The following is a 24207-nucleotide window of genomic DNA, read 5'->3' as shown; positions in this document are numbered from 1 at the left end:
CGCGCGTCGCCTTCGCGCTTGATCCTCGCTGTGCCGCTTTGTACTCATTGCCAATGCCGCTTCGATGTGCGCATAATCGAAGCGCTTTATCGTTTGACCGCAGGACGGTGTTCCCCAATAACCTGGGCAGCGCACGTTCACGTCATGTACCCAATGCGGGCCGCGTGACGCATATCCGGACAACGCGGCTCCCGACTCATGCCACCATGAATCAGCCGAAAATCAAAAGAGATCCTGAAGGGACACGCCGCCGTATCCTGCTTGCCGCCGCGGAAGAATTCGCTGCCGGCGGCCTGTTTGGCGCGCGCGTGGATCAGATCGCCCGGCGGGCGGAGACCAATGAGCGCATGCTGTATTACTACTTCGGTAGCAAGGAGCAGCTCTTTACGGCAGTGCTCGAACATGCGCTTTCCGCACTCGTCGAGGCCGAACGCACGCTCGATCTCGAAGGCGTTGCGCCTATTGAAGCAATGACGCGTCTCGCGCATTTTGTTTGGGATTACTACCGCGATCACCCCGAATTGCTGCGACTAGTCAACAATGAGAATCTGCACGAGGCAAGATATATCAAGGGATCGGACCGGACGCGCGACCTGATTTCGCCGGTCGTCGAAACGCTCACGAATATTCTCCAGCGTGGCCAGAAGGCCGGACTGTTTCGCAACGACGTCGATCCGCTCAAGTTCTATATCACGCTGTCCGGGCTCGGCTATTACATCGTGTCGAACCGCTTCACGCTCGAAGCGACCTTCGGCCTCGATTTCAGCGAAGCCACTCAGCGCGAACAAATGGTGAAGATGAATACGGAATTGCTGCTCGCTTATCTCACTCGTCGCTAAAAGCGGCGCTGTCTGATGAAAAAAACGTCGCGCCTGTTGCCGGGCGCGACGTTTTTCTTTTGACGATGGAATCGGTACCGAAGCCGATATCGCAGCGCGATTCAGGAAGAATCACGAATGATCAGGCAGGCACGGCTTCCGTCTTCGGCGACTTGTCGTGTTCCAGAATGAACTCGCGCAATTGCGGATACACCATCGTGCGCCAGCGGCGGCCCGAGAAAATGCCGTAGTGGCCGGCCTTCTCCGCCGTGAAGTGGCGCTTGTTCTTTTGCGGGATGCCGGTGCACAGATCGTGGGCGGCGCGCGTCTGGCCGTCGCCGGAAATGTCGTCGAGTTCGCCTTCGATCGTGAACAGCGCCGTGTTTTTGATGTCCTGCGGACGCACGCGCTCGCCGTTCACGTCCCACGTACCTTCCGCGAGCCGGAATTCCTGGAACACGACACGGATGGTCTCCAGGTAATACTCCGCGGCCATGTCCAGCACGGCGTTGTATTCGTCGTAGAAACGGCGATGCTGTTCGGCGTCGTCGTCGTCACCGCGCAGAAGGTTTTGATAGAAGTCCCAATGGGCGGTGAGATGGCGCTCCGGATTCATCGCGACGAAACCGGCGTGCTGCAGGAAGCCCGGATAGACCTTGCGGCCCACGCCCGGATAGTTCGCCGGCACCGTATAGATGACGTTGTTCTCGAACCATTCGTAGGAATGCTCGCTCGCAAGCGAATTGACCGATGTGGGGCTGCGGCGGGCATCGATCGGGCCGCCCATCATCGTCATGGTGCGGGGCGTGTCCTCGCCGCGGCTCGCCATCAGCGAAATGGCGGCGAGCACGGGCACCGTCGGCTGGCACACGGAGATCACATGCAAATCCTTCGCGCCAATGTGCCGGATGAACTCCTGAATATATTCGACGTAATCGTCCAGATGGAACGGGCCGTTCTCGATCGGCACCATGCGCGCGTCGAGCCAGTCGGTGATGTACACCTTGTGGTCCTGCAGGAGCGTTTTCACGGTGTCGCGCAAGAGCGTCGAGTGATGACCCGAAAGCGGCGCGCATACGAGCACGATCGGCTCGTTCTTCAGCTTCGTGACAGTGGCGCTGTCGTCGGCGAAACGCTTGAAACGCAGCAGCCGGCAGAACGGCTTTTCGATCACCGTCTGCTCGACGATCGGAATGTTGTGGCCGTCCTTGACGATCTGATGAATGTTGAACTCCGGTTTTTCGTAGTCCTTGCCGAGCCGGTAGAGCAGTTCGTAGCCAGCGGCGAAGCGCGTGGAGCCGGGGACGTAGGCGAGCGGACTGGCCGGATTCACGAACGATTTGGAGGCGGCCTGGGCCCACGCCGTGAGGGGAGACAACATGGCCCGCTGAAATTCGTGGATTTGGTAGAGCATGGTGGCCCCAATGACTTCGTACAAACCGGTACGCCCGCTGATCCCGGCGAAAGCAGCCGGCAATCGGATTCAACGTGCTTCAACGGCCAAAAAAATTCTCGTAGCGCGGCGGCTGAACCGCGCCGCGAGGTCTGCCTTTCCTGCTGATGACGGCCAGCGTTTCTGCAATGTCTTTGCAATCGTCAATACGGCTAACGACTGCGCTAACGCCACTCTTGAGCGGGAGCAACATTTTCCGCTCAAAGCGGTTGCGTTTCAACCGGCCGGTTGAAATTACCGGTGTTTCCGCAACAACCGTCGAATTGTGCAATGCAGCATCTTACGCTGTCCGAGCAGCGCTTTCGATACGCCGCGGATCACGCGAATTCGTCGCCCGCGTCGCCCGCGCCTTCCGTCGACACTTCCGCCTTCTCCGACGCCCCGGCGGGCTGGCCCGTCACCTTGGCCATCGCTTGCTCGTGACGCATGAGGTTCATTCCCGTATGCACGAGCGCAACATGGGTAAACGCCTGTGGGAAATTCCCCACCATTCGCTTCGCGACCGTGTCGTACTCCTCGGAAAGCAGTCCCACGTCGTTCGCCAGTCCGACGAGCCGCTCGAACATCGCGTGCGCGTCGTCGATCCTTCCTTGCAGCGCCAGATTGTCGACCAGCCAGAAGCTACAAGCCAGAAACGTGCCTTCTCCGGGCGGCAGTCCGTCGGCCGTCTCGGTCGTGTGATAGCGCTTGACCAGTCCATCGTGCGTCAGATCGGTCTCGATCGCATGTACGGTGCCGGTCACGCGCGGATCGTGTGGCGGCAAAAAGCCGAGCAGCGGGATGAGCAGCAGGCTCGCATCGAGCGCGTCGCCGTGGTAAACCTGCGTGAAGGAATTCAGCTGCGCATTCCAGCTTTTCTCGCAGACGTCGGCGTGGATGCGCGCGCGCATGTCTTTCCAGTGGTCGATCGGACCCGGCAGTTGAAACTGCTCCGCCGACTTGATCGCGCGGTCATACGCGACCCACGCCATCACTTTCGAAAACGTGAAATGCTGGCGGCCGCCGCGCACTTCCCAGATGCCTTCGTCCGGCTGATCCCAGATGGTCTCGAGATGCTGGAGCATCGCGCACTGGACGGACCACGCGGTTTCGTCGCTTTGCAGGCCGCCGACGCGCGCGAGATGCAGCGCGTTCATCACTTCGCCGTAGACATCGAGCTGTAACTGGTCGACCGCGCCATTGCCGACGCGCACCGGCTGTGCGCCCTCGTAGCCGGGCAGCCACGGAATCTCCCATTCGGACAGGCGGCGCTCGCCCGCGATGCCGTACATGATCTGCACTTGCGACGGCGACCCCGCCATCGCGCGGCCGAGCCACGCGCGCCACGCGCGGGCTTCGTCGTAATAGCCGCCGCGCATCAGCGCGAGCAGCGTGATGGTCGCGTCGCGCAGCCAGCAGTAGCGGTAGTCCCAGTTGCGCGAGCCGCCGAGCTGCTCGGGCAGCGAAGTCGTCGGCGCGGCGACGATGCCGCCCGTCGGCTCGTAGGCGAGCGCCTTGAGCGTGATGAGCGAGCGGCGGATCGCGCCCGCCCAGCGGCCCTTCAGCTCGCTCTTGGCGGCCCATTCGCGCCAGTGATTTTCGGTGCGCGCGAGTTGCGTGTGCGGATCGTGCGCGGGCGGCAGGCGCAGATGCGACTGCGAATAGCACAGCGAAAACGGCACGCGCTCGCCTTCGCTCACATCGAAGCAGGCGGTCGTGTGCATGTTCTCGCCGACGAGATCCACCGGCGTGCGCAGCACCGCGAGATCGGGGCCGGCAATCGCGCGGATGCCGCTGTCGTCGGGCAGGCGGCTCACCCACGGCACCGCCGATCCGTAATCGAAGCGCAGCACGAGTTCCATCTTCATGCGCACGACGCCGCGCCGTCCGATCACGATGCGAACGAGTTCCGAATGGCCGTTCCTCGACGGCATGAAATCGACGATGGTCACCGCGCCTTGCGGCGTTTCGAAGTCCGTTTCGAGGATGAGCGTGTCGTCGCGATATCGACGCCGGACGACGGGCGATTCGCCGTCCGGCATCGACGGCGCGAGCAGCCATCGTCCGTGCTCGGGCGTGCCGAGCAGCGCGGCGAAGCACGCGCCGGAGTCGAAGCGCGGCCAGCAGAGCCAGTCGACGGAGCCGTAGCGGGAAATGAGGGCGGCGGTGTGGCCATCGCCGATCATGGCGTAGTCTTCGATCAGTGCGGGCATGGGCGAACGTGGTTTGAGCGGTAGAACCGGCGATGCGTCGCACGCGGCGGCGCACGCCTCCATGTCGCCGCATTCTGCCGCAATCGCTGGTCGCGAGCAGAAAACCGGGCGGGTGCCTGCCGCGCGTGCAGCGCTGCGGCAACGGGCCGCTCACGGTTATGAGCGAGCCTGTAGGCGCGTTTGGCGGAAAAGCACTACCGAAGCGCCGATGAAACCGTTGCTCCTGGTTTCGGCTGATGTTTAGAATGGACCCTCGGTCGAGGCATCGATCGCCTTGCGCTTTCCCGTCTTCACGCTTTCAGCTTCACGCGCCGCTTCCCAGCATCCGGCGACGCGCGCGCTCTTTCCTTCACACGCCGTAGCTTCGGTTTTCGAGGAACAGACAACCATGCTCAATCCGTCGAAAGCAGACTGCATCGCGATCCTGTCCGCTGCGAGCCGCGTGCACGACAGCGACGCGCTGCTCGCGCTCGATCACAAGCGCCTCGGCTTGTCGCGCAACGCGATGGACACCGCCGCCGCCTTCCTCACCGAGCGCGGATGCTTTAGCCGCTTCAGCTTCGACGTGCGCGGATTGGCGGTCGGCGCGCTGTCCTTGCAAGGGCGCTTGCGGCTCGATCAACTGGCGAACGGCTGAGCTTCGGCTGCATCGTCCATCAGCGGCGCGCGCGGAACCGTTCGACGCGATCGGCGTCACAACGCAGATGCGCCACGCGCGCGTCGGGCTGTGTCAGAAGTGCGTCGAACTCATGCCGAATAGCCCGATCAGTCCGATCACGATCAGATAGATCGCCACGATGAAGTTCAGAAGCCGCGGCATCACGAGAATCAAAATGCCGGCGATCAGCGAGACGAGCGGTCCAAGGCTTACGTGGATGTTCATTGCATCAGCTCCTTTTGTTGGTTCGAGTTGTGTGGTCTGTTTTTGCCTCGATGCTTTGCCTCGATGACGGTTCGACCCCGCGCCACGGTCCGGAACTTGCTCGTGCAGGCCGGCCATCCCGCTGCCGCACAGGCGATGGCAATGCCGACGCCCGCGCGTCGCGCTTGATAACAGGCACCAAGACGATGAGGAGGTCTCATGCAACCGAGTCAGTCCCGCACCGCGACGAGCGAGATGCAAATGCCGCGCCCGCTTCCTGCTGCTTCGCGTTCGCGTTCGAACAAGGCCCGTCCTCGTCCGATTCACTGGGCCAAGGGCGTCGCGCTGATGCTTTCGCTCGCCGCCGCCCACGGTTTCGCGCAGACGCAGACAACCGGCGACACGTCTGCATCGGCGTCGGCGAGCGCACCGACGCGCTCGACAACGGGCGAGGTCTATGACCTGCTCATCGGCACCTATACGGGCAGCGGCAAGAGCGAAGGCATCTACGTCTATCGCTTCGATGCCGGCAGCGGCGAGCTGTCACGCATCGCGTCGGCGCAGACGGTGAATCCGTCGTATCTCGTCGTGAGCCGCGACCGCAATTTCGTGTATGCGGTCAACGAGCTGCCCGGCGACAACGGCCCCGCGTCGCAGCGCGGCGGCGTAAGCGCCTTCCGCTTCGATCGCGCGAGCGGGCAACTGAGCTTTTTGAACCGCGTTTCGTCGGACGGCAACGATCCGTGCTATCTCGCGATCTCGCCCGACGGCAGATATCTGCTCACGGCCAACTACTCGGTCGCGGCGAATCCCGGCGGCAGCTTCGCGGTGTTTCCGCTTTCCGCCGATGGCCACGTCGGTACGTCCGTGCTGACCGTGCATCACGAGGGCAGTGGCCCGGTGAAGGGCCGGCAGGACAACTCGCACGTCCATTCGACGGTGTTCTCGCCCGATGGCCGCTATCTCTTCGCGCAGGACCTGGGCGTGGATAAGGTCTTCGCCTATCGATACACGCCTGACGGCAGCCGCGGCCTGTTCGGTCCGACCGAGGCCCGCTACACGCAGATCAGGCCCGGCTCCGGCCCGCGCCATCTGATTTTCGACGCGAGCGGCAAGCACGCTTATCTCACGACCGAACTGAACGCTTCGGTGCTCGTCTTCAACTACGCGGACGGCAAGCTCACCGAAACGCAGTCGCTGCCGATGACCGCGCCGGGCTTCAAGGGCAAGATCGGCGGCGGCGCGCTGCATCTGTCGCCCGACGGACGCTTTCTCTACGCGACGAATCGCGGCGACGTGAATCAGCTCGTCGCGTTCGCGGTCGATCCGGCGAACGGGCATCTCAAGCTGCTCAAGCGCTATCCGACGCTCGGCAAGACGCCGCGCGAATTCGCGATCGATCCGACCGGGCGCTGGCTCGTCGTCGGCAATCAGGACAGCGACAGCGCGTACTTCTTCCGCCGCGACCCGGCGACGGGCGAACTCGCGTCCGATCCGAAGCAGCTCTCGATCGGCTCGCCCGTCGATTTCAAATTCGTCTCGCCGTCATGACGAGGTGAAACCCAGGACGCGCGGACCTTCCATAGCGAGTCGCACCCATCACGATGACAAAAATAACGGTCAGGGCGGTCACGGTTTCCTCGTTGTGTCTTTTCATGGCGGCCCCGCTCGCGGCCCACGCGGGCGAGGGCCAATGCGACTACAAGCGCGACTGGTTGTCGTCGGCGTGCGAGCGCGTGACGCGCGTCGCGCGCGAGGGCACGTGGGATCTCTACGTGACGGGCTATGGCTGGCACATCGACGGCTACACGGATCGCAAGGAACTGAATCCGTGGTCCTGGGGCGGCGGCGCGGGCAAGCACTGGACCGATGCGAACGGCAATGAGGACGTCCTCTTCGTGTTCGCCTTTTCCGACTCCCATCACAACTTCGAGCCGATCGGCGGCTACGCGCGCCAGTGGTACACGAAGCCCGTGCTCGGCGGCTTGCAGCTCGGCGGCGGCTACTTCGCGGGTTTCACCGCGCGCAGCGATGTCGTGCATTACCTGCCGTTGCCGCTCGCGCTGCCGATCGCATCGGTGCGTTACCGGCGCGCTTCGCTCATGGGCACGCTCATCCCGCGCCTGCCTGGCCTCAACGACGGCGACGTCGCGTTCTTCTTTGGACGCTACGAGTTCTAGTAGCATTGACGTGCCGCTTTGCCCGACGCACGGCACGGCACGACACGGCTAAGGCTCGCACGCGGGAAATCGAAAGGTGTCCCGATAAATCGTAAGGTAATGGCAGGGAAGCAAGATTGGATACGACTCGCAACGACTACGCCGCCGCGCACACGAGCGCCGGCGCGAACGATCCGGCGCCGCCGGGCTTCATCAGCGCGTTCGACTTCGCGGGCGGCGACGCGCTGCGGCTTTCCTGGCAGGAAGCGCGCAAGGCGATCGTCAGCGACGGCATGACGTGGCTGCATCTTTCGGCTAACGACGACACCGTCGAAAGCTGGCTGGAAGGCGTGACGGCGCTGCCCGATGTCGCGCGCGAATTTCTCAATGGCGAGGACAAACGCCCGCGCGTGCACATGGGGCCGAATTTCATGTTCGGCGTGGTGGCGGACCTCGAACTCGTCGCGACCGCGCCCGATACCGCCGCGACGCCGGTTGCGCGCGAAGCGATCCGCGCGACCGGCGCGCTGCGCTTTTACGTCGATAAGCAGCGCATGATCACCGTGCGCGCGCGGCCGCTGCAATCCACCGACCGTTTGCGTCACGCTGTGCTGGAAGGCGCGACGTTCCGCGATACCGTCGATCTCTTCGCGGGCCTGATCCGCGCGTTGAACGAGACCTTCGTCGATCGCATCGACGAACTCGGCGACCGTCTCGACGACGTGGAAGAGGACGTGCTCGAAGGCGCGCATTCGAAGTGCCGCGCGGCGCTGGGCGGCGTGCGGCGCAGGATCGTCGAGGTGAAGCGCTTCATCGATCCCGAGCGCAACGCGCTGATGCAACTCGTCACGCGGCGTCTGGAGTGGGCCGAGCCGCGTTCGATGGAAGCGCTCGTGCAGGCCATTCAGGTGCTCAATGGGCTGGGCGGCGGGCTCGAAGCGCTCTATGAGCGTGCGAAGCTGCTGCAGGACGAGATCGCCGCGCTGCTGTCCGAGGACATCAACCGCAAGCTCCTGTGGCTCGCGATCATGTCGGCGTTGCTGTTGCCGGCCACGCTCGTGACCGGCATCTTCGGCATGAACGTGGCGGGCTTGCCGGGCACGCACGATCCCGCTTCGTTCTGGGTCGTCATCGGCGTGATGACGGGGTGCGCCGCCATCACCATCTTCCTCTTGCGCAAGCTGCGGCTCTGGTGAGCCGTTCGAATCATTCGCCGGGGCCGGGCGGCGCAAGCACTTCGCGGTTGCCGTTGGTGCCCATCGGCGAGACGAGTCCGGCCGCTTCCATCTGCTCGACGAGGCGCGCCGCGCGGTTATAGCCGATGCGCAATTGCCGCTGCACCGACGAAATCGAGGCGCGCCGCGTGCGCACGACGAACGCGACGGCTTCGTCGTAAAGCGGGTCGGCTTCCGCGTCCGGCGATTCGCCGAAGAGGTCCTGCGACGCGCCTTCCGATGTCGGCCCGGACAAGATGCCTTCCTCGTACTCCGGCTCGCCGAACTGCTTCAGATACTCGACCACGCGGTGCACCTCGTCGTCTGCGACGAACGCGCCGTGCACGCGCTGCGGATAACCGGTGCCGGGCGGCAGGAACAGCATGTCGCCCGCGCCGAGCAACGATTCCGCGCCCATCTGGTCGAGAATCGTGCGCGAATCGATTTTCGATGACACCTGGAACGCCACGCGTGTCGGAATATTGGCCTTGATGAGACCGGTGATGACGTCGACCGAAGGCCGCTGCGTCGCGAGAATCAGATGGATGCCGGCCGCGCGCGCCTTCTGCGCGAGACGCGCGATCAATTGCTCGATCTGCTTGCCGGCCACCATCATCAGGTCGGCCAACTCGTCGATGACGACGACGATGAGCGGCAGCGTCGACAGCGGCTCGGGCGCATCGGGCGTGAGCGAGAACGGATTCGTGAGCTTCTTGCCGGCGGCTTCCGTGTTGCGGACTTTCTGGTTGAAGCCCTGCAGATTGCGCACGCCGACCGCGGACATCAGCCGGTAACGCTTCTCCATTTCCCCGACGCACCAGTTGAGTGCGTTGGAGGCGAGCTTCATGTCGGTCACGACGGGCGCGAGCAGATGCGGGATGCCCTCGTAGACGGACAGCTCCAGCATCTTGGGGTCGATCATGATGAGGCGCACGTCTTCGGGCTTCGCCTTGTAGAGCAGCGAGAGGATCATCGCGTTGATGGCGACGGATTTGCCCGAGCCCGTCGTGCCCGCGACGAGCATGTGCGGCGCTTTCGCGAGATCGGTCACGACCGGATTGCCGACGATGTCCTTGCCCATCGCGATCGTGAGATTCGACTTGGACGCGCGGTACACGTCGTCTTCAAGAATCTCCGAGAGGCGGATCATCTGGCGCTTCGCGTTCGGCAATTCCAGGCCCATGCACGTCTTGCCGGGAATGGTCTCGACGACGCGTATGGACGTGAGGCCGAGCCCGCGCGAAAGGTCTTTCATCAACCCGACGATCTGACTTCCGCGCACGCCGAGCGCCGGCTCGACTTCGAAGCGCGTGATGACCGGACCCGCCGACGCACCGACGACCGTCACAGGCACCTTGAATTCCTGAAGGCGCTGCTCGATCAGCTGGCCCGTATCGGCGAGGCGTTCCTCGGACACAGGCTCGATTTCGTCGGAGGCGGGTTCGAGCAGATCTAGCGTCGGCAATTCCACGGCGGACGCGTGCGGCGCGTGGAATTCGAACTCGGTCGGCGCGAAGCCGCGCACGGGGGAGGGTGCGGGCGTTGGCGTCGGCGTTGGCGCGGGCAGCGTGCTGGCGGACGGCGCAAGCGGTGCTTCGCCGGGGGCGTCGTCGATCCAGGGCGGCGTATCGGCGATTGAGCGGGGCGGTTCGGGCGGCTGCGCGAGCGGTCGCGGCAGCGGCGGCGGCACGATCGGCGCTGCGTCGAACGAATAGCTGACGCGATCCATCTCGGTGTCCGCTTCCGGCGCGCTCGCCGGTGCGAAGGATGTCGGCAGTGCCGGCCATGCGGGCAGTTCGAACGGCGCGCTTTGTTCGAAATGGGGCGTGGGCGCGTCGATTCGCGGTTCGGAGATCGGGGCGACGCGTTCAGGCGTCGTGTCGGCCGTCTCGACGCGCGTCACCGCTATCGCCGGCGCGTCGAGCGTTTCGTCGACGGCGTTCTCATGCGCGGCGCCGTCGACGGTTGCGTTCACGACGAGCGCGCTTGCGGGCATCGACGGCTCGGAGCCGGGTTCCGATGCGGGCGCGAAGTCCGCGAAACGTTCGAAAGACGGCTCCGGGCGGCTAAACGGGTCGTCGACGCCCTTGGCCTGAGTCTCTAGGACCGGCTCCGGCTGGCCGATCACGTCAGCGATATCAGCCCCGGTGGGCGCAACTGCCGTCAACGGAATGCTCGCGTCAGGCTCGTTCGGCACTGCCTCGATGACGTCCGATCGACGGCCGAAAGACGGCTCGCCATCGTCCCAGCGCACCGTAGCCGCCGTGACCTGCTCATGTGCGAAAGGCCCGGCCGATGCATCGGCGGGCACGGCTTGCTGCAGCGCCTCTTCACGGTCGGCGAAATCCAGCGGCCCGCCAGGCGCATCGATGCTTTGCAGTCCTTCAGCGGCGTCCACGGACGGATGCGCTGCGTCCGGCGCATCGCCGCGTTCATCCGCGAGCGAAGCGGCGAAAGACGGCACGCGAAGCTCCGAGCCGTCGCCCGGCTGCGCGTCGGCAGTGAAGGGCGCGGCTAGCGCGTTCTCGTGTTGCGCTGGCGGCGCGTAGGCGTGCGCCGTCGCGCCGCCGTCGCTCGCTGCCGAAGTGTGCGCTTCGTGATGGCGGGCGAGGCTCGCGCCCGCGAGCGATGTCCACAGCGCGGCGTTTTCTTCGATCGAGCGCAGCGTCGCCTGGATCGCCTCCGGCGCGGGCGGCGGCGCAGGCGGGGTGACGGCCCGCGAGAACGCCGGCGGCGCGAAAGGCCGCGAGTCGGATTCGCGCGCAGCGGCGCTCACCGGCTCGTGCGGCGGGCCACGCCTGACGCCCCCGCGCGGCATCGACGCCGACATCGACGCCGAGACCGGCGCGGGCCTCGCAGCAGGATTCGATGCCGCCATCGGTCTGCGCGCGGCGGGCGCTGCCGACATGGAAGCCGAGCGCGCCAGCGACGCGGCGGTGCGGGCGGGCGCGGCAGAGGACCGCTGGCTCGCTGCGGCCGCTTCGGGCGCGGCGGAAACGGGCGCAGTCCCCGACGCACCGGCAGGCGGCGCAACGCGAGCGGCGGGGCGCTGCGGCGTCTGCGAGTGCGCGGCACCGCGGCCCGGCATCGCCGACGCCGACGCCGACGCCGATCTTGCGGCGGAAGGATTCGAGCCGAGCGCGGCGCTTGCCGTCGAGAGCGAACTCAGCCAGCCGTCCGGTGCGACCGGTTCGACGAAGGCCGCCTGAACGGACGTGCCCGCGCGCTCGAACGCCGGGCGTCGGGAATACGCCTCGGCCGTGGCCGCGATGCTCGCAGCCGTGGCCTCGGCCTGCTTGGCCGAGCGCTTGCCCGTCGCCGGCGGGCGCCAGACGGTCGGCCGCTGGTAGCGCCCGCTGCGATTGGCGGGCGGCATGCCGAGCGTCGGCTCGTCGTGGGACGCGCGGCCGGCCGATCCGTCCAAGCGTTCCCCGCCGATGCCCCGCGCGGGCGCTTCGGTCGCCAGCGTCTGACGGGCGCGGCGCTCGCGTCTTTCGCGCCAGCGCATCGCCGCGGACTTGGTGCTCCCCGAGTCGCGTTGACGCGGTTCCCGCCCGGAGTCGTCGGGGACCGTGATCCAACTGCGGGGCAGGCCGAAGCCGAACGCTTCGTCGGCCCAAGCGAGCACCGAGCGCCAGCTGAAATCGATGAGCCACGGCAGGCTGATCGCGAGCGTGAGCGCGGCGATGGCGATTGCCCCTGGCGGATGCGCGAGCGTGGCGAGTGCGCCCGCGAGCGCGCGTCCGCAGCGGTTGACGTTGTCTTGCGTTTCGACTGCGCCAGCGAGCGCGGCTTCGAGCGTCGCGCTCGACAGCAGCACGCAGAAAAAGCCGAGCCACAGCCGGATCGTGCCGGGGCCGCGCAACCCGGCCCCGCCCGGCAGCGCCGACTTGACGACGCGCCACAAGAGAGGAAGAAACCAGACGACTGATGCACCGAACCAGCCGAGAACTACCGTGTGCATGCTAAGGACCGAACCAAGGTTGGGTGAGACGATGAAGACGGATGAGACGGCGGCCCGGCGGCTCGCAGCGTCTGCGGACCGGGCTCATCGCATGTATCGAACGAGCAGTTTAACGGGTGTCGAATGAAGCCGACGCGGCTGGCGCGAGCGCGCAACACTTGGCGCGAGCGAGCCGCGCTCAAACAAGCGGTGCCGTGCGCCTACTTGTCCCGCCGCGCGAAGGTCAGCACCGCGCCGTCGTCCAGCGTGAGTCGAAGCGATTGCGGCGGGTTCATCTGCACGCCGCTTTTCGCTACGTGGGCGAGGCCGTCGAGATAAGGCCGCTCGAGCGCGCTGCCAATCCCTGACGCGCAGGCCATGCGCGTGCCGGCGAGCGGGCGCAGGGCGAGCTGGCCGTCCTTCAGGTCGTAAGCCCCCGCGAAGCGATTGCAGCCGGAGAACCCGCTCGCGCGCCGATGGCCGCTCTCCGTCGAGAAAACCAGCGTCAGCGGCTCGCCGCCCTCCGCGCCGTATGGAACCGCGCGCGGCTGGCCGTTCGCGTCGGTCCAGTCGGTCAGTTGCCACTGCGTGTCGTCGAGCAACTGCGTGGCGGCGGGGTTGTACGGATCGGTCGGCGGCGCGCTCGCGTCGGAATGCCGGGGCATGGCGCACGCGCTCACGAGGCTCGCCGCGACGATGGCCGCGCCCGCAGTAAGAGCGAGCGATTGACGCGGGCGCATGAACGACGACGAGCGCGAGGAAAACATGCAGGACATGCGAGGGAAGTGCAGGGACATCGACGATCCTGAAGCGGGCGAAAGCGTAAGGGTACCGCACGCGTCCTACGATTTGTCCAGCTTCGAGATGCAACAAAATGATCGGTGCCCTGCGCGGCGGCAAAGTGGCGACGATCCCCGCCGCATGCGCGAATCGATGCACTTGTCAATAGACCGGATGGCAGAGGAGTGAGGCGCGCGGCTAGCGTGTTAACATCGCCGCGAACTCTGGTTTTCGGGCGTTTCCGGCCTCGCGAGCGGCTTTGCGATGCCCTCGAAAACCGCACGCAACGATTCGATCTGGAGCACGCATGCAGACGCAGGAACCGGGCAGCAACGCAGCGAACGACACGGCATCGCGCATCGGCACGCCGCTTTCTTCTCACGCCACGCGCGTCATGCTGCTGGGCGCGGGCGAGCTCGGCAAGGAAGTCATCATCGCGCTGCAACGGCTGGGCGTCGAAGTGATCGCCGTGGACCGGTATGCGAACGCGCCGGGGCATCAGGTGGCGCATCGCGCGCACGTCATCGACATGACGGACGCCGCCGCGTTGCGCGCGCTCGTCGACGCCGAGAAGCCGCATCTGATCGTGCCGGAGATCGAAGCCATCGCCACGGACGCGCTTGCGGAAATCGAGGCGTCGGGCGCGGCGACCGTCATCCCGACCGCGCGCGCGACGCAACTCACGATGAACCGCGAAGGCATTCGCCGGCTCGCCGCCGAAACGCTCGGCTTGCCGACATCGCCGTATGCCTTCGCGCAGTCGCTCGACGAAATGAAGGCGGCCGTCGCGAACATCGGTTTCCCATGCGTCGTGAAGCCGGTGATGTCGTCGTCGGGCAAGGGCCAGTCGGTACTCAGAAGCGAGGCCGACGTCGAGCCGGCATGGGCTTACGCGATGGCGGGCGGGCGCGTGAATCACGGGCGCGTGATCGTCGAGGGCTTCATCGACTTCGAATACGAGATCACGCAACTCACCGTGCGCGCCGCCGATCCCGCGACGGGCGCGACCGCGACGTATTTCTGCGAACCGATCGGCCACTTGCAGGTGGCGGGCGATTACGTCGAATCGTGGCAGCCGCAGGTGATGAGCGCCGCCGCGCTCGCCAGGGCGCGCGACGTGGCCGAAAAAGTGACGACGGCGCTCGGCGGACGCGGTCTTTTTGGCGTGGAGCTTTTCGTGCGCGGCGACGACGTGTGGTTCTCGGAAGTGAGTCCGCGGCCGCACGACACCGGTCTCGTGACGCTCGCCACGCAGCGCTTCTCCGAGTTCGAGCTTCACGCCCGCGCGATTCTCGGCCTGCCGGTCGACACGTCGCTGAGCACGCCGGGCGCGTCGGCAGTGATTTACGGCGGCATCGACGAGGCGGGGATCGAATTCGAAGGCGTTCGCGAGGCGCTCGCGGTGCCGGGCGCGGATGTGCGGCTCTTCGGCAAACCGGAGAGTTTCGTGAAGCGTCGGATGGGCGTGGCGGTTGCAACAGGCGTCGATACGGCCGAGGCGCGTGAGCGCGCGAAGCTGGCGGCATCGAAAGTGCGGCCCGTCTCGACGAAGTGAGCGAGGCGGTTGTAGATTGGAGGCGGGTCTTCCCGGCTGCATGTGGCCGGAGCGGGCGCTAATCACTCGGTCGACCTTTTTGCATGGGACCGACTGAGCGCCAAAGCGCCAATTCTGGCGCGACCGCCTTGCATGGCGCCAGAGGAAGCGCCGAAGCGCTAACCTTGGCGCGACCGCGCTGCATGGCGCCAGAGCGGGCGCTAACGCGCTGACTCTGGCCGACAGGAGCAAGAGATGAAACGATTAGGGTTGGCCGCGCTCGTCGCGGCATGCGTTGGACTTTCAGGCTGCGGGCTCGCGGCCGCTCCCTGCCGTATCGCGTCGGCGGGGCTCAAGATCGTGCCGGTGGTCGGTCATGTCGCCGCGGCGCCCACCGACGCCTGCGCCGATGTCATCGATCCTTGATCGCCTGTCGCGGCGCACGTATCGACGAAGGATGAACTCAACGATGAAAAAGCTTCTCGCGCTGCCGGTGAGCGCAATGGCCGCAGCGGCCGCGCTGCCCCTTTCGACGGCGGTCGCGATGCCGCTCACCGTCCCGCAGGTGCAGACCGCGTCGACGCAAACCACGCGCTACGACTGCAAGGACGGCAAGACCGTGTCCGTGCAATACACGAACACGCGCAATCGGCAGAGCTTCGCCGCGCTGACCGTCGACGGGCGCAAGCTGCTTTTCGTGAACGTGATCGCCGGGTCGGGCGCCCGGTACGTCGCCGATCAATACACATGGTGGACCAAAGGCCCCGACGCCAATCTCTACGACGAAATGGCCGCGAAGAATTCGCCGCCTTTGCTCGCCGATTGCCACGCTCGCACGGATTAGCCGGCAGTCGACGCCATGCCGTCGCGCGGGTCGACTGGCGCGGGCGCCGGAAGACACGCGCGAGCGCTCGCGAGCGCCGGAGCGCTTTGGCGGGCGGTGCTACAATGTGCGGCTTTCCCGCAGTGAATCGCCAACGTTCGCGCGCATCGCCCGTCACGTCGAGCGAGCGGTGGCGCGCCGATTGCGCCGCACTGGCGGCATCGGGCGCCGATGTCTTGAAAACGTCATCGAACCGGTGTTCCATCGGAACGCGAACCGGGCCGGTCCCGAGTGAACCGCCAGCGGGCGGACCGAAAGAGACACCGTCACGAACGCCGGCCGCCGGACCTCTTGCACATTGCGTCGCGGCACATTGCGCGACACCGAAACACATACGCGTGAAACGACCGCACCATCCGGGCGATCCTCACGCGCGCCGCATCGAGCGGACTTTTAGCGAAAGCCAACATAGTCACCATGTCTGATTCCGTCGCCCCGAACACGTCCACCGAAGAAGCCACGGCCGCGCCGACGTTCGATCAGTTCGGCCTGGCCCCCGACATTCTCAAGGCGGTGCGCGAGTCCGGCTACACCACGCCCACGCCGATTCAGGCGCAAGCGATTCCCGTGGTGCTCTCGGGCCGCGACGTGATGGGCGCGGCTCAGACCGGCACCGGCAAGACGGCCAGCTTCTCGCTGCCGATCATCCAGCGTCTGCTGCCGAACGCCAATACGAGCGCGTCGCCCGCGCGTCATCCGGTGCGCGCGCTGATGCTCACGCCGACGCGCGAACTCGCCGATCAGGTCGCCGCGAACGTCCAGACCTACTCGAAACACACGCCGCTGCGCAGCACCGTCGTGTTCGGCGGCGTCGACATGAACCCGCAGTCCGAAGCGCTGCGCCGGGGCGTCGAAATCCTGATCGCGACGCCGGGCCGCCTGCTCGACCACGTCCAGCAAAAGACGCTCAATCTCGGCCAGGTGCAGATGCTCGTTCTCGACGAAGCGGATCGCATGCTCGACATGGGCTTCCTGCCGGATCTGCAGCGCATCCTGAATCTGCTGCCGAAGGAACGCCAGACGCTGCTCTTTTCCGCGACGTTTTCGCCGGAAATCAAGAAGCTCGCCGCGACGTATCTGCGCAACCCGCAGACGATCGAGGTCGCGCGCAGCAATTCCACGGCGACCAACGTGCGCCAGATCGTCTACGAGGTGCACGAGAGCGACAAGTCGGGCGCGGTCGCGCAGCTCATCCGCGAGCGCGAGTTGAAGCAGGTCATCGTGTTCTGCAACAGCAAGATCGGCGCGAGCCGCCTCGCGCGCGTACTGGAGCGCGACGGCATCGTGGCCACCGCGATCCACGGCGACCGCACGCAAAGCGAGCGCATGCAGGCGCTCGACGCCTTCAAGCGCGGCGAGATCGAGGCGCTCGTCGCCACGGACGTCGCCGCGCGCGGCCTCGATATCGCGGAGCTGCCGGCGGTCATCAACTTCGACTTGCCGTTCAACGCCGAAGATTACGTGCACCGCATCGGGCGGACGGGGCGCGCGGGCGCGTCGGGCGACGCGTTGTCGCTGTGCAGCCCCAACGAGCGCAAGCAGCTCGCGGACATCGAAAAGCTGATCAAGCGCCCGCTCGAGGTCGAGACGCTCGAGGTCGCCACGCGCGTGCACCGCGACGCTTCGCGCCGCGACGAGCGCCCGGCGCGCAGCGAGCGCTCCGAGCATCGTCACGGCGCGCGCGACGACGCGGGTTCGCGGCGCCGCACGTCGAGTTCGTATGACCGGCCGCGCGGACGTCAGCAGCCTGTCGACGAGTTCTTCCTGAAACCCTACGAACCTTCGCCGTCCGCGCTTAAGCGTCACGAGGAGACGGCCGAGCCTGAGCGCAAGAGCGCGCCCAAGCAGCCGCTCGCGGCGCTGCTCGGCGGTCTTGGGATGCCGCGTAAGACGTCCTGACGGCTTGTGCGTGAAAGCAAAAAGGCAGCCCGAAGCGGCTGCCTTTTCGTGGCGATCGAAGAATCCCCGCGGCGGTCAGCGCGGGAAGCGCATCGCCCACGCCGCAGTCGCCGTGGCGTAGAACGCATCGAGCGAACGCGCCGCCGGTGCCTCGATGCCGAGATGCCGCGCGGCTGCCGTGAGCGCGTCGAGCGGGACGAGCGCATCGAGCGGCGCGGCGCCCGTCTGTTTGCTAAGCTTCTCGCCGGCGTCGTTGTTCACGACCGGGACGTGCAGATAGGACGGCGTCGGCACGTCGAGACACCGCTGAAGGTGGATTTGGCGCGCGGTCGAATCCAGCAGGTCCGCGCCGCGCACGATATGCGTGATGCCGGCGTCGGCATCATCGACGACGACGGCCAGTTGATACGCCCACAAGCCATCGGCACGCTTCAACGCGAAATCGCCGACTTCGGTCGCCAAATTCTGCGACTGCGGCCCTTGCCAGCGGTCAACGAACGCAATGCGCGCCGCGTCGCCTTCCGGCACGCGCAGCCGCCATGCGCGCGCTTCGCGGCCATGCAATCCGGTTCGGCACGTTCCGGGATACGCGAGCGTCGCATGGCGCGCGTGTGCGTGAACGAGCGAGTCGGCAATCTCGCGCCGCGTGCAGCCGCACGGATACACGAGCCCGCGCGCCTGCAACTGCGCGAAGGCGCGAGCGTAGGCGTCGTCGCGCTGGCTCTGCCACACGGGCGGCTCGTCGCAATGCATGCCGAAACGCGTGAGCGTCGCGAGGATAGCGTCGGCGGCGCCCGGCACCGTGCGCGGTGCATCGACATCTTCGATCCGCACGATCCAGCTTCCGCCGTGCGCGCGCGCATCGAAGTAACTGGCAAGCGCGCTCACGAGCGAGCCCGCGTGCAGCGGGCCGGTGGGCGAAGGCGCGAAGCGGCCGCGATACGTCATGCGGTGCGCCATGCGATGCGGCTCATGCCGCCTGGCCGACCTTCGCGTCGGGATGGCACGCGGGGCAGGTCTCGCCCGGCGTGTAATGCGGCGATTTCTGGTCTTCCGCGCTCACGACCGCGCGACATCCGAAGCATTGCGCAGTCGACGTAGGCTGAAGGTTCGGATCGAGCGCGGTGCGGTAATCGAACACGAAGCACTCGCCGGTGTAATGCGCGCCGCCCACTTCCTCGAAGTACTTGAGAATGCCGCCTTCGAGTTGATAAACATGCTCGATGCCCACTTCCTTCATGTGAATTGCGGCCTTCTCGCAGCGAATTCCGCCCGTGCAGAACGATACGATCGTCTTGCCTTCCAGGTCCGCGCGGTTTTGCTCGATGACTTCCGGAAACTCGCTGAACTTCGCGATGCGGTAATCGAGCGCGTTGTCGAAGGTGCCGACATCGACTTCGAACGCATTGCGCGTGTCGAGCATGACGACCGGACGGCCTTCGTCGTCGTGACCCCGATCCAGCCAGCTTTTGAGCGTCGGTGCATCGACGACCGGCGCGCGGCCCAGTTCCGGCTTGATCGCGGGCTTTTTCATCGTGATGATTTCGCGCTTGAGCCGCACGAGCATGCGGCGAAAAGGCTGTGTTTCCGACAGGCTTTCCTTGAACTGCAAGTCGGCGAAGCGGCCGCCGAAGAGGGCATCGGTGCGAATGTAGTCGATGAACTCGCGCACTTCGCGAATCGGACCGGCGATGAACAGGTTGATGCCTTCCGGCGCCAGCAGGATCGTGCCCTTGAGGCCGAGCGCGTTGCAGCGTTCGGTGACGAGCGGGCGCCACGCGGCGCCGTCTTCGATGGTGACGAATTTGTAGGCGGAAAGGTTCAATATGCTCATGATCGGATGCGGGTGAAACGCTGAAAACGTGAACGGCGGCAGCAGCAGGGCGCCGCGCAAAGACCGTATTATCCCGCAAACGGCGCGCGCTTTTCCGCCGCCCGGCCGACGCGGTGCGCGCGGCCTTGCGCACGCTCAATTTCGAGAGCCGCGAGCGCCTTATCCGTTCGGCCAATGCGGCCGCGCCGGGCTTTTTCGCGACAGCCCGCATGTACAATATCGCCATGTCAGATCCCCGCTTCGTTCATCTCCGCGTCCACTCCGAATTCTCGATCGCCGACGGCATCGTGCGGCTGGACGACGTCGTCAAGGCAGCCGCCGAGGACGGCCAGGGCGCGCTCGCGCTCACCGATCTCGCGAACGCATTCGGCCTCGTGCGCTTCTACAAGGAAGCGCGCGGCAACGGCTTGAAACCGATCGCCGGCTGCGACGTCTGGATCACCAATCCGGCCGACCGCGACAAGCCGTCGCGCCTGCTCTTGCTCGTGCGCGACAAGACCGGCTATCTCAACCTCTGCGAATTGCTGAGCCGCGCGTGGCTCACGAACCAGTATCGCGGGCGCGCGGAAGTGATGGTCGAATGGCTGGAAGAGGGCTTGGCCGAAGGCCTGCTCGCGCTCTCCGGCGCGCAGACGGGCGACATCGGCATGGCGCTCGCGGCGGGCAACGCGGCAAGCGCGGAGCGTCACGCCGAGCGCTGGGCGAAGCTCTTTGCGAACGCGTTCTACATCGAGTTGCAGCGCGCCGGGCAGCCCGGCGAGCAGGCGTACATTCTGGAAGCGGTCGCGCTCGCGGCGAAGCTCGGCTTGCCGGTCGTCGCCACGCATCCGCTGCAGTTCATGACGCCCGACGACTTCACCGCGCACGAAGCGCGCGTCTGCATTTCGGAAGGCGATATCCTCGCGAATCCGCGCCGTCCGAAGCGCTTTTCGACGGAGCAGTATTTCCGCACGCAGGACGAGATGTGCGCGCTCTTCGCGGACATTCCGTCGGCGCTCGCGAATACCGTCGAAATCGCGAAACGCTGCAATCTCACGCTCGAACTCGGCAAGCCGAAGCTGCCGCTTTTCCCGACGCCCGATGGCACGTCGCTCGACGACTACCTCGTGCAGTTGTCGAAGGAAGGGCTGGAAGTCCGGCTCGCGCAGCTTTATCCCGACGAAGCCGAGCGCGACGCGCAGCGCGAGACGTACTACGCGCGCCTCGAATTCGAGTGCGGCACGATCATCAAGATGGGCTTTCCGGGCTACTTCCTGATCGTCGCGGACTTCATCATGTGGGCGAAGAACAACGGCGTGCCGGTCGGTCCGGGCCGCGGTTCGGGCGCGGGTTCGCTCGTCGCCTACGCGCTCGGCATTACGGATCTGGACCCGCTGCGCTACAACCTGCTGTTCGAGCGCTTCCTGAACCCGGAACGCGTGTCGATGCCCGACTTCGACATCGACTTCTGTCAGGAAGGGCGCGACCGCGTCATTCAGTACGTGAAGGGCAAGTACGGCGCGGACGCCGTTTCGCAGATCGCCACCTTCGGCACGATGGCGGCGAAGGCGGCGGTGCGCGACATCGGCCGCGTGCTCGATCTCGGCTACATGTTCACCGACGGCGTCGCGAAGCTGATTCCGTTCAAGCCGGGCAAGCACGTCACCATCGCGGACGCGATGAAGGAAGAGCCGACGCTTCAGGAGCGCTTCGATTCCGAGGACGAAGTGCATCAGTTGCTCGAACTCGCGCAGCGCGTGGAAGGCCTCACGCGTAACGTCGGCATGCACGCGGGCGGCGTGCTCATCGCGCCGGGCAAGCTCACGGATTTCTGTCCGCTGTACACGCAGGGCGAGGACGGCGGCGTCGTCAGCCAGTACGACAAGGACGACGTCGAAGCCGTCGGCCTCGTCAAGTTCGACTTTCTGGGCCTGACCACGCTCACCATTCTGGACTGGGCCGAGCGCTACATTCGCCGGCTCGATCCGTCCAAGAAGGACTGGAGCCTCGCGCAGGTTCCGCTGGACGATCCGGCTTCGTTCCAGATTCTGAAGAAAGCGAACACCGTCGCCGTGTTCCAGCTGGAAAGCCGCGGCATGCAAGGCATGCTGAAGGACGCCCAGCCGGACCGCTTCGAGGACATCATCGCGCTCGTCGCGCTGTATCGTCCCGGCCCGATGGATCTGATTCCGAGCTTCTGCGCGCGCAAGCACGGGCGCGAGATCGTCGAATATCCGGACCCGCGCGTCGAACCTGTTCTGAAAGAGACCTACGGAATCATGGTCTATCAGGAGCAGGTGATGCAGATGGCGCAGATCATCGGCGGCTATTCGCTCGGCGGCGCGGACTTGCTGCGTCGCGCGATGGGCAAGAAAATGCCCGAGGAAATGGCGAAGCACCGCGAAATCTTCGCGGAAGGCGCGGCGAAGAACGGCCTCACGCGCGCGAAAGCGGACGAAACCTTCGACCTGATGGAGAAGTTCGCGGGCTACGGCTTCAACAAGTCGCACGCGGCCGCGTATGCATTGCTCGCGTATCACACAGCGTGGCTGAAGGCGCATCATCCGGCGGAATTCATGGCCGCCAACATGTCGCTCGCGATGGACGACACCGACAAGGTGAAGATCCTTTTCGAGGACTGCATCGCGAACGGCATGACGGTGCTGCCGCCGGACATCAACCAGTCGGCGTATCGGTTCGAGCCGGTCGCCGAGCCGGACGGCAAGCGTTCGCGAACCATTCGCTATGGCCTCGGCGCAGTGAAGGGCAGCGGCCAGAATGCGATCGAAGAAGTCCTTCGCGCACGCGAAGACGGCGCGTTCACGGACCTCTTCGATTTCTGCGAGCGCATCGACCGGCGCATCGTGAATCGCCGCACCGTGGAGGCCTTGATCCGCGCAGGCGCGTTCGATTCCGTTCACGCGAACCGCGCGCAACTGCTCGCATCCGTCCCGATGGCAATGGAAGCCGCCGACCAGGCCGCCGCCAACGCGATGCAGGCGGGCCTCTTCGACATGGGCGACGCGCCGCTCGCCAAGCACGAATACGTCGACGAACCCGCGTGGTCGGACAAAAAGCGCCTGCAGGAAGAAAAGACGGCGCTCGGCTTCTATCTGTCGGGGCATCTCTTCGACGCCTACAAGGGCGAAGTGCGCCGCTTCGTGCGCCAGAAGATCGGCGAACTCAAGGAAGGGCGCGACAAGCTCGTCGCGGGCGTCATTTCGACGATGCGAACGCAAATGACTCAGCGCGGCAAGATGCTGATCGTCAATCTGGACGATGGCACCGGCCAGTGCGAAGTCACCGTGTTCAACGAGCAGTTCGAAGCGAACAAAGCGCTTTTCAAGGAAGACGAGTTGCTGGTCGTGCAGGGACAGGCGCGCAACGACGCGTTCACGGGCGGCATCCGCTTTACCGTCGATACGGCGATGGACCTCGAACGCGCGCGCAGCCGCTACGCGCAGTCGGTGAAGGTTGAGATGAACGGCAACGCGGATTCCTTGCGCTTGCGCCGCGTGCTCGAAACGTATGCGGCGGGCGCGCAGGCTGAACCGGCGCCGATGCCCGTGAAGGACAACGGTCGTCAGCGTCAGTCCGCGCCGATTCCCAACGGGCTGAACGTGAGCATCGTCTATCGGAGCGAGCACGCGGAAGGCGAAGTGCGCCTGGGCGACGCGTGGCGCGTGAAGCCCACCGACGAGCTCATCACCGCGTTGCGCGGCGAGTTCGCGGGCAGCGAGATCGAAATCGTTTATTGATGCGGCCGCTCGTTCAGGCGCGCGAGCTTGACGAAGCGGTAGTACACGGTCTGCGCGTTGAAGACGGCGATCATGAAGCCTGATCGCCCGTCGAGAAAGCCGCGCCGCAGCACGTAGGTTCTCACGAACGCCCACAGTCCGCGCGTCACGGCGATGCCGAGACTTCCGCGCTTGCCCGCCGCATGGCGTTGCCGCGCGCCGGCTGTCGAATAGGCGTCGAGCTTGCGCAACACCGTTTCGAAGTCTTCGTAGGAATAGTGCATCAGCTTGCCGTCCAGCCGCGCGACGGGCGTGTCCGCCAGCGTGACGAGGCGCTCGTGCACCAGGTCGTCGGAGAAACGCGCCGAACCGCGCCTGAAAAGGCGCGGAATCCAGTCCGGGTACCAGCCGCTGTGCCGGATCCACTCGCCGCAGAAACTCGACAGCCGGTCCACCGCGTACACATCGGCGCGCGGATTCGCGATGGCCGTCCGTATGGCCTGAGCGAGTTCGGGCGTGACCACTTCGTCGGCGTCGATGGAGAGCACCCAGTCGGTGCAAAGCGCATCGAGCGCGCGATTCTTCTGCGGACCGAAGCCCGGCCATTCGCGCTCGATCACGACGCGCGCGCCGTGCGACTGCGCGATGGCGACGGTCGCATCGGTGCTGCCGCCGTCCACGACGACGATATCGTCGGCGAAAGAGACGGCTTCGAGGCATTGCGCGAGCCGCGCGGCCGCGTTGTACGTGATGATGGCGATACCGAGGCTGGGATGCGTCATGGGATGGGGCGCTCGCCGGTCGCGGCTGGGATTGATCGTGGCGCGTATTTTAACCATCGGCAATCGTTGGCGATCGCGCGGCACGAATCCGCCAAATGAGGCGCACGAGCCCGGCAGTTTAAAATGGCGGATTGTCGC

At 65.6% G+C, this 24207-nt stretch carries 20 protein-coding genes; 12 read left to right on the top strand and 8 right to left on the bottom strand.

Going from position 1 to position 24207, the window contains the following annotated elements; translation table 11 throughout:
- Positions 1-206 precede the first annotated feature (206 nt).
- Complete coding sequence (locus tag LDZ27_RS09650) at positions 207-839, top strand: TetR family transcriptional regulator (RefSeq protein WP_244816105.1); 633 nt, start codon at positions 207-209, stop codon at positions 837-839.
- A 121-nt stretch (positions 840-960) separates the two neighbouring features.
- Here LDZ27_RS09650 and LDZ27_RS09645 read toward each other — a convergent pair whose 3' ends face one another.
- Entirely contained in the window at positions 961-2232 is a 1272-nt protein-coding gene (locus LDZ27_RS09645) for a polyhydroxyalkanoate depolymerase (RefSeq protein WP_244813884.1), read from the bottom strand.
- 10 nt (positions 2233-2242) lie between these two features.
- Between LDZ27_RS09645 and LDZ27_RS09640 the strand changes: the two genes are divergently transcribed.
- On the top strand, positions 2243-2503 hold the full coding sequence (locus LDZ27_RS09640; RefSeq protein ID WP_244813883.1) for a hypothetical protein: 261 nt from the start codon (positions 2243-2245) through the stop codon (positions 2501-2503).
- A gap of 85 nt (positions 2504-2588) precedes the next feature.
- Here the strand turns inward: LDZ27_RS09640 and LDZ27_RS09635 are convergent, their stop codons facing one another.
- Positions 2589-4463, bottom strand: a complete 1875-nt coding sequence (locus LDZ27_RS09635) for a glycoside hydrolase family 15 protein (RefSeq protein ID WP_244813882.1) — start codon at positions 4461-4463, stop codon at positions 2589-2591.
- Positions 4464-4851: 388 nt separating this feature from the next.
- On the opposite strand from LDZ27_RS09635, the gene LDZ27_RS09630 reads away from it, so the two are divergent.
- Entirely contained in the window at positions 4852-5100 is a 249-nt protein-coding gene (locus LDZ27_RS09630) for a hypothetical protein (protein ID WP_244813881.1), read from the top strand.
- Positions 5101-5193: 93 nt separating this feature from the next.
- On the opposite strand, the gene LDZ27_RS09625 is transcribed toward LDZ27_RS09630, so the two are convergent.
- On the bottom strand, positions 5194-5346 hold the full coding sequence (locus tag LDZ27_RS09625; RefSeq protein ID WP_244813880.1) for a DUF3096 domain-containing protein: 153 nt from the start codon (positions 5344-5346) through the stop codon (positions 5194-5196).
- 240 nt (positions 5347-5586) lie between these two features.
- On the opposite strand from LDZ27_RS09625, the gene LDZ27_RS09620 reads away from it, so the two are divergent.
- From LDZ27_RS09620 to LDZ27_RS09610, 3 genes are all read left to right on the top strand, one after another.
- Positions 5587-6876 (top strand): lactonase family protein, encoded by a 1290-nt coding sequence (locus LDZ27_RS09620; RefSeq protein ID WP_370653396.1) that lies wholly within the window; start codon positions 5587-5589, stop codon positions 6874-6876.
- A gap of 104 nt (positions 6877-6980) precedes the next feature.
- On the top strand, positions 6981-7505 hold the full coding sequence (locus LDZ27_RS09615) for an antimicrobial peptide resistance and lipid A acylation PagP (protein ID WP_244813879.1): 525 nt from the start codon (positions 6981-6983) through the stop codon (positions 7503-7505).
- Between the two features lie 116 nt (positions 7506-7621).
- On the top strand, positions 7622-8680 hold the full coding sequence (locus tag LDZ27_RS09610; RefSeq protein WP_244813878.1) for a transporter: 1059 nt from the start codon (positions 7622-7624) through the stop codon (positions 8678-8680).
- A gap of 10 nt (positions 8681-8690) precedes the next feature.
- Here the strand turns inward: LDZ27_RS09610 and LDZ27_RS09605 are convergent, their stop codons facing one another.
- Both LDZ27_RS09605 and LDZ27_RS09600 read right to left on the bottom strand, forming a co-directional pair.
- Positions 8691-12662, bottom strand: a complete 3972-nt coding sequence (locus tag LDZ27_RS09605) for a DNA translocase FtsK (protein WP_244813877.1) — start codon at positions 12660-12662, stop codon at positions 8691-8693.
- Positions 12663-12862: 200 nt separating this feature from the next.
- Complete coding sequence (locus tag LDZ27_RS09600; RefSeq protein WP_244816103.1) at positions 12863-13408, bottom strand: META domain-containing protein; 546 nt, start codon at positions 13406-13408, stop codon at positions 12863-12865.
- Here LDZ27_RS09600 and LDZ27_RS09595 point away from each other — a divergent pair.
- From LDZ27_RS09595 to LDZ27_RS09575, 5 genes are all read left to right on the top strand, one after another.
- A complete protein-coding gene (locus tag LDZ27_RS09595; RefSeq protein WP_244816165.1) occupies positions 13380-13610 on the top strand; it encodes a hypothetical protein in 231 nt (76 codons plus the stop codon). The genes LDZ27_RS09600 and LDZ27_RS09595 overlap by 29 nt on opposite strands.
- Before the next feature lie 118 nt (positions 13611-13728).
- On the top strand, positions 13729-14976 hold the full coding sequence (gene purT / locus LDZ27_RS09590; protein WP_244813876.1) for a formate-dependent phosphoribosylglycinamide formyltransferase: 1248 nt from the start codon (positions 13729-13731) through the stop codon (positions 14974-14976).
- Between the two features lie 234 nt (positions 14977-15210).
- On the top strand, positions 15211-15381 hold the full coding sequence (locus tag LDZ27_RS09585; protein WP_244813875.1) for a DUF6726 family protein: 171 nt from the start codon (positions 15211-15213) through the stop codon (positions 15379-15381).
- A 43-nt stretch (positions 15382-15424) separates the two neighbouring features.
- The gene (locus LDZ27_RS09580) at positions 15425-15799 is read left to right on the top strand and encodes an MliC family protein (RefSeq protein ID WP_244813874.1); all 375 of its coding nucleotides are present in this window, start codon (positions 15425-15427) and stop codon (positions 15797-15799) included.
- 456 nt (positions 15800-16255) lie between these two features.
- Positions 16256-17737 carry a DEAD/DEAH box helicase gene (locus LDZ27_RS09575; protein WP_244813873.1) on the top strand — a complete coding sequence of 494 codons (1482 nt, stop codon included), beginning with the start codon at positions 16256-16258 and terminating at the stop codon, positions 17735-17737.
- 75 nt (positions 17738-17812) lie between these two features.
- Here LDZ27_RS09575 and gluQRS read toward each other — a convergent pair whose 3' ends face one another.
- Together gluQRS and LDZ27_RS09565 are read right to left on the bottom strand one after the other, a co-directional pair.
- Complete coding sequence (gene gluQRS / locus LDZ27_RS09570) at positions 17813-18685, bottom strand: tRNA glutamyl-Q(34) synthetase GluQRS (protein ID WP_244813872.1); 873 nt, start codon at positions 18683-18685, stop codon at positions 17813-17815.
- Between the two features lie 22 nt (positions 18686-18707).
- On the bottom strand, positions 18708-19571 hold the full coding sequence (locus LDZ27_RS09565; RefSeq protein ID WP_244813871.1) for a sulfurtransferase: 864 nt from the start codon (positions 19569-19571) through the stop codon (positions 18708-18710).
- Between the two features lie 224 nt (positions 19572-19795).
- Here LDZ27_RS09565 and dnaE point away from each other — a divergent pair, with 224 nt between their 5' ends.
- Positions 19796-23308: a DNA polymerase III subunit alpha gene (gene dnaE, locus LDZ27_RS09560; protein WP_244813870.1), complete on the top strand. Its 3513-nt coding sequence runs from the start codon at positions 19796-19798 to the stop codon at positions 23306-23308.
- Here dnaE and LDZ27_RS09555 read toward each other — a convergent pair.
- A complete protein-coding gene (locus tag LDZ27_RS09555; protein ID WP_244813869.1) occupies positions 23302-24069 on the bottom strand; it encodes a glycosyltransferase family 2 protein in 768 nt (255 codons plus the stop codon). The genes dnaE and LDZ27_RS09555 overlap by 7 nt on opposite strands.
- Between the last annotated feature and the right edge of the window lie 138 nt (positions 24070-24207).

Origin of the sequence: Caballeronia sp. Lep1P3 (assembly GCF_022879595.1) — a bacterium.
Classification (GTDB): Bacteria; Pseudomonadota; Gammaproteobacteria; order Burkholderiales; family Burkholderiaceae; genus Caballeronia.
Note: the sequence above shows the minus strand (reverse complement) of the source record. Positions and strands in the feature narration are given on the sequence as shown.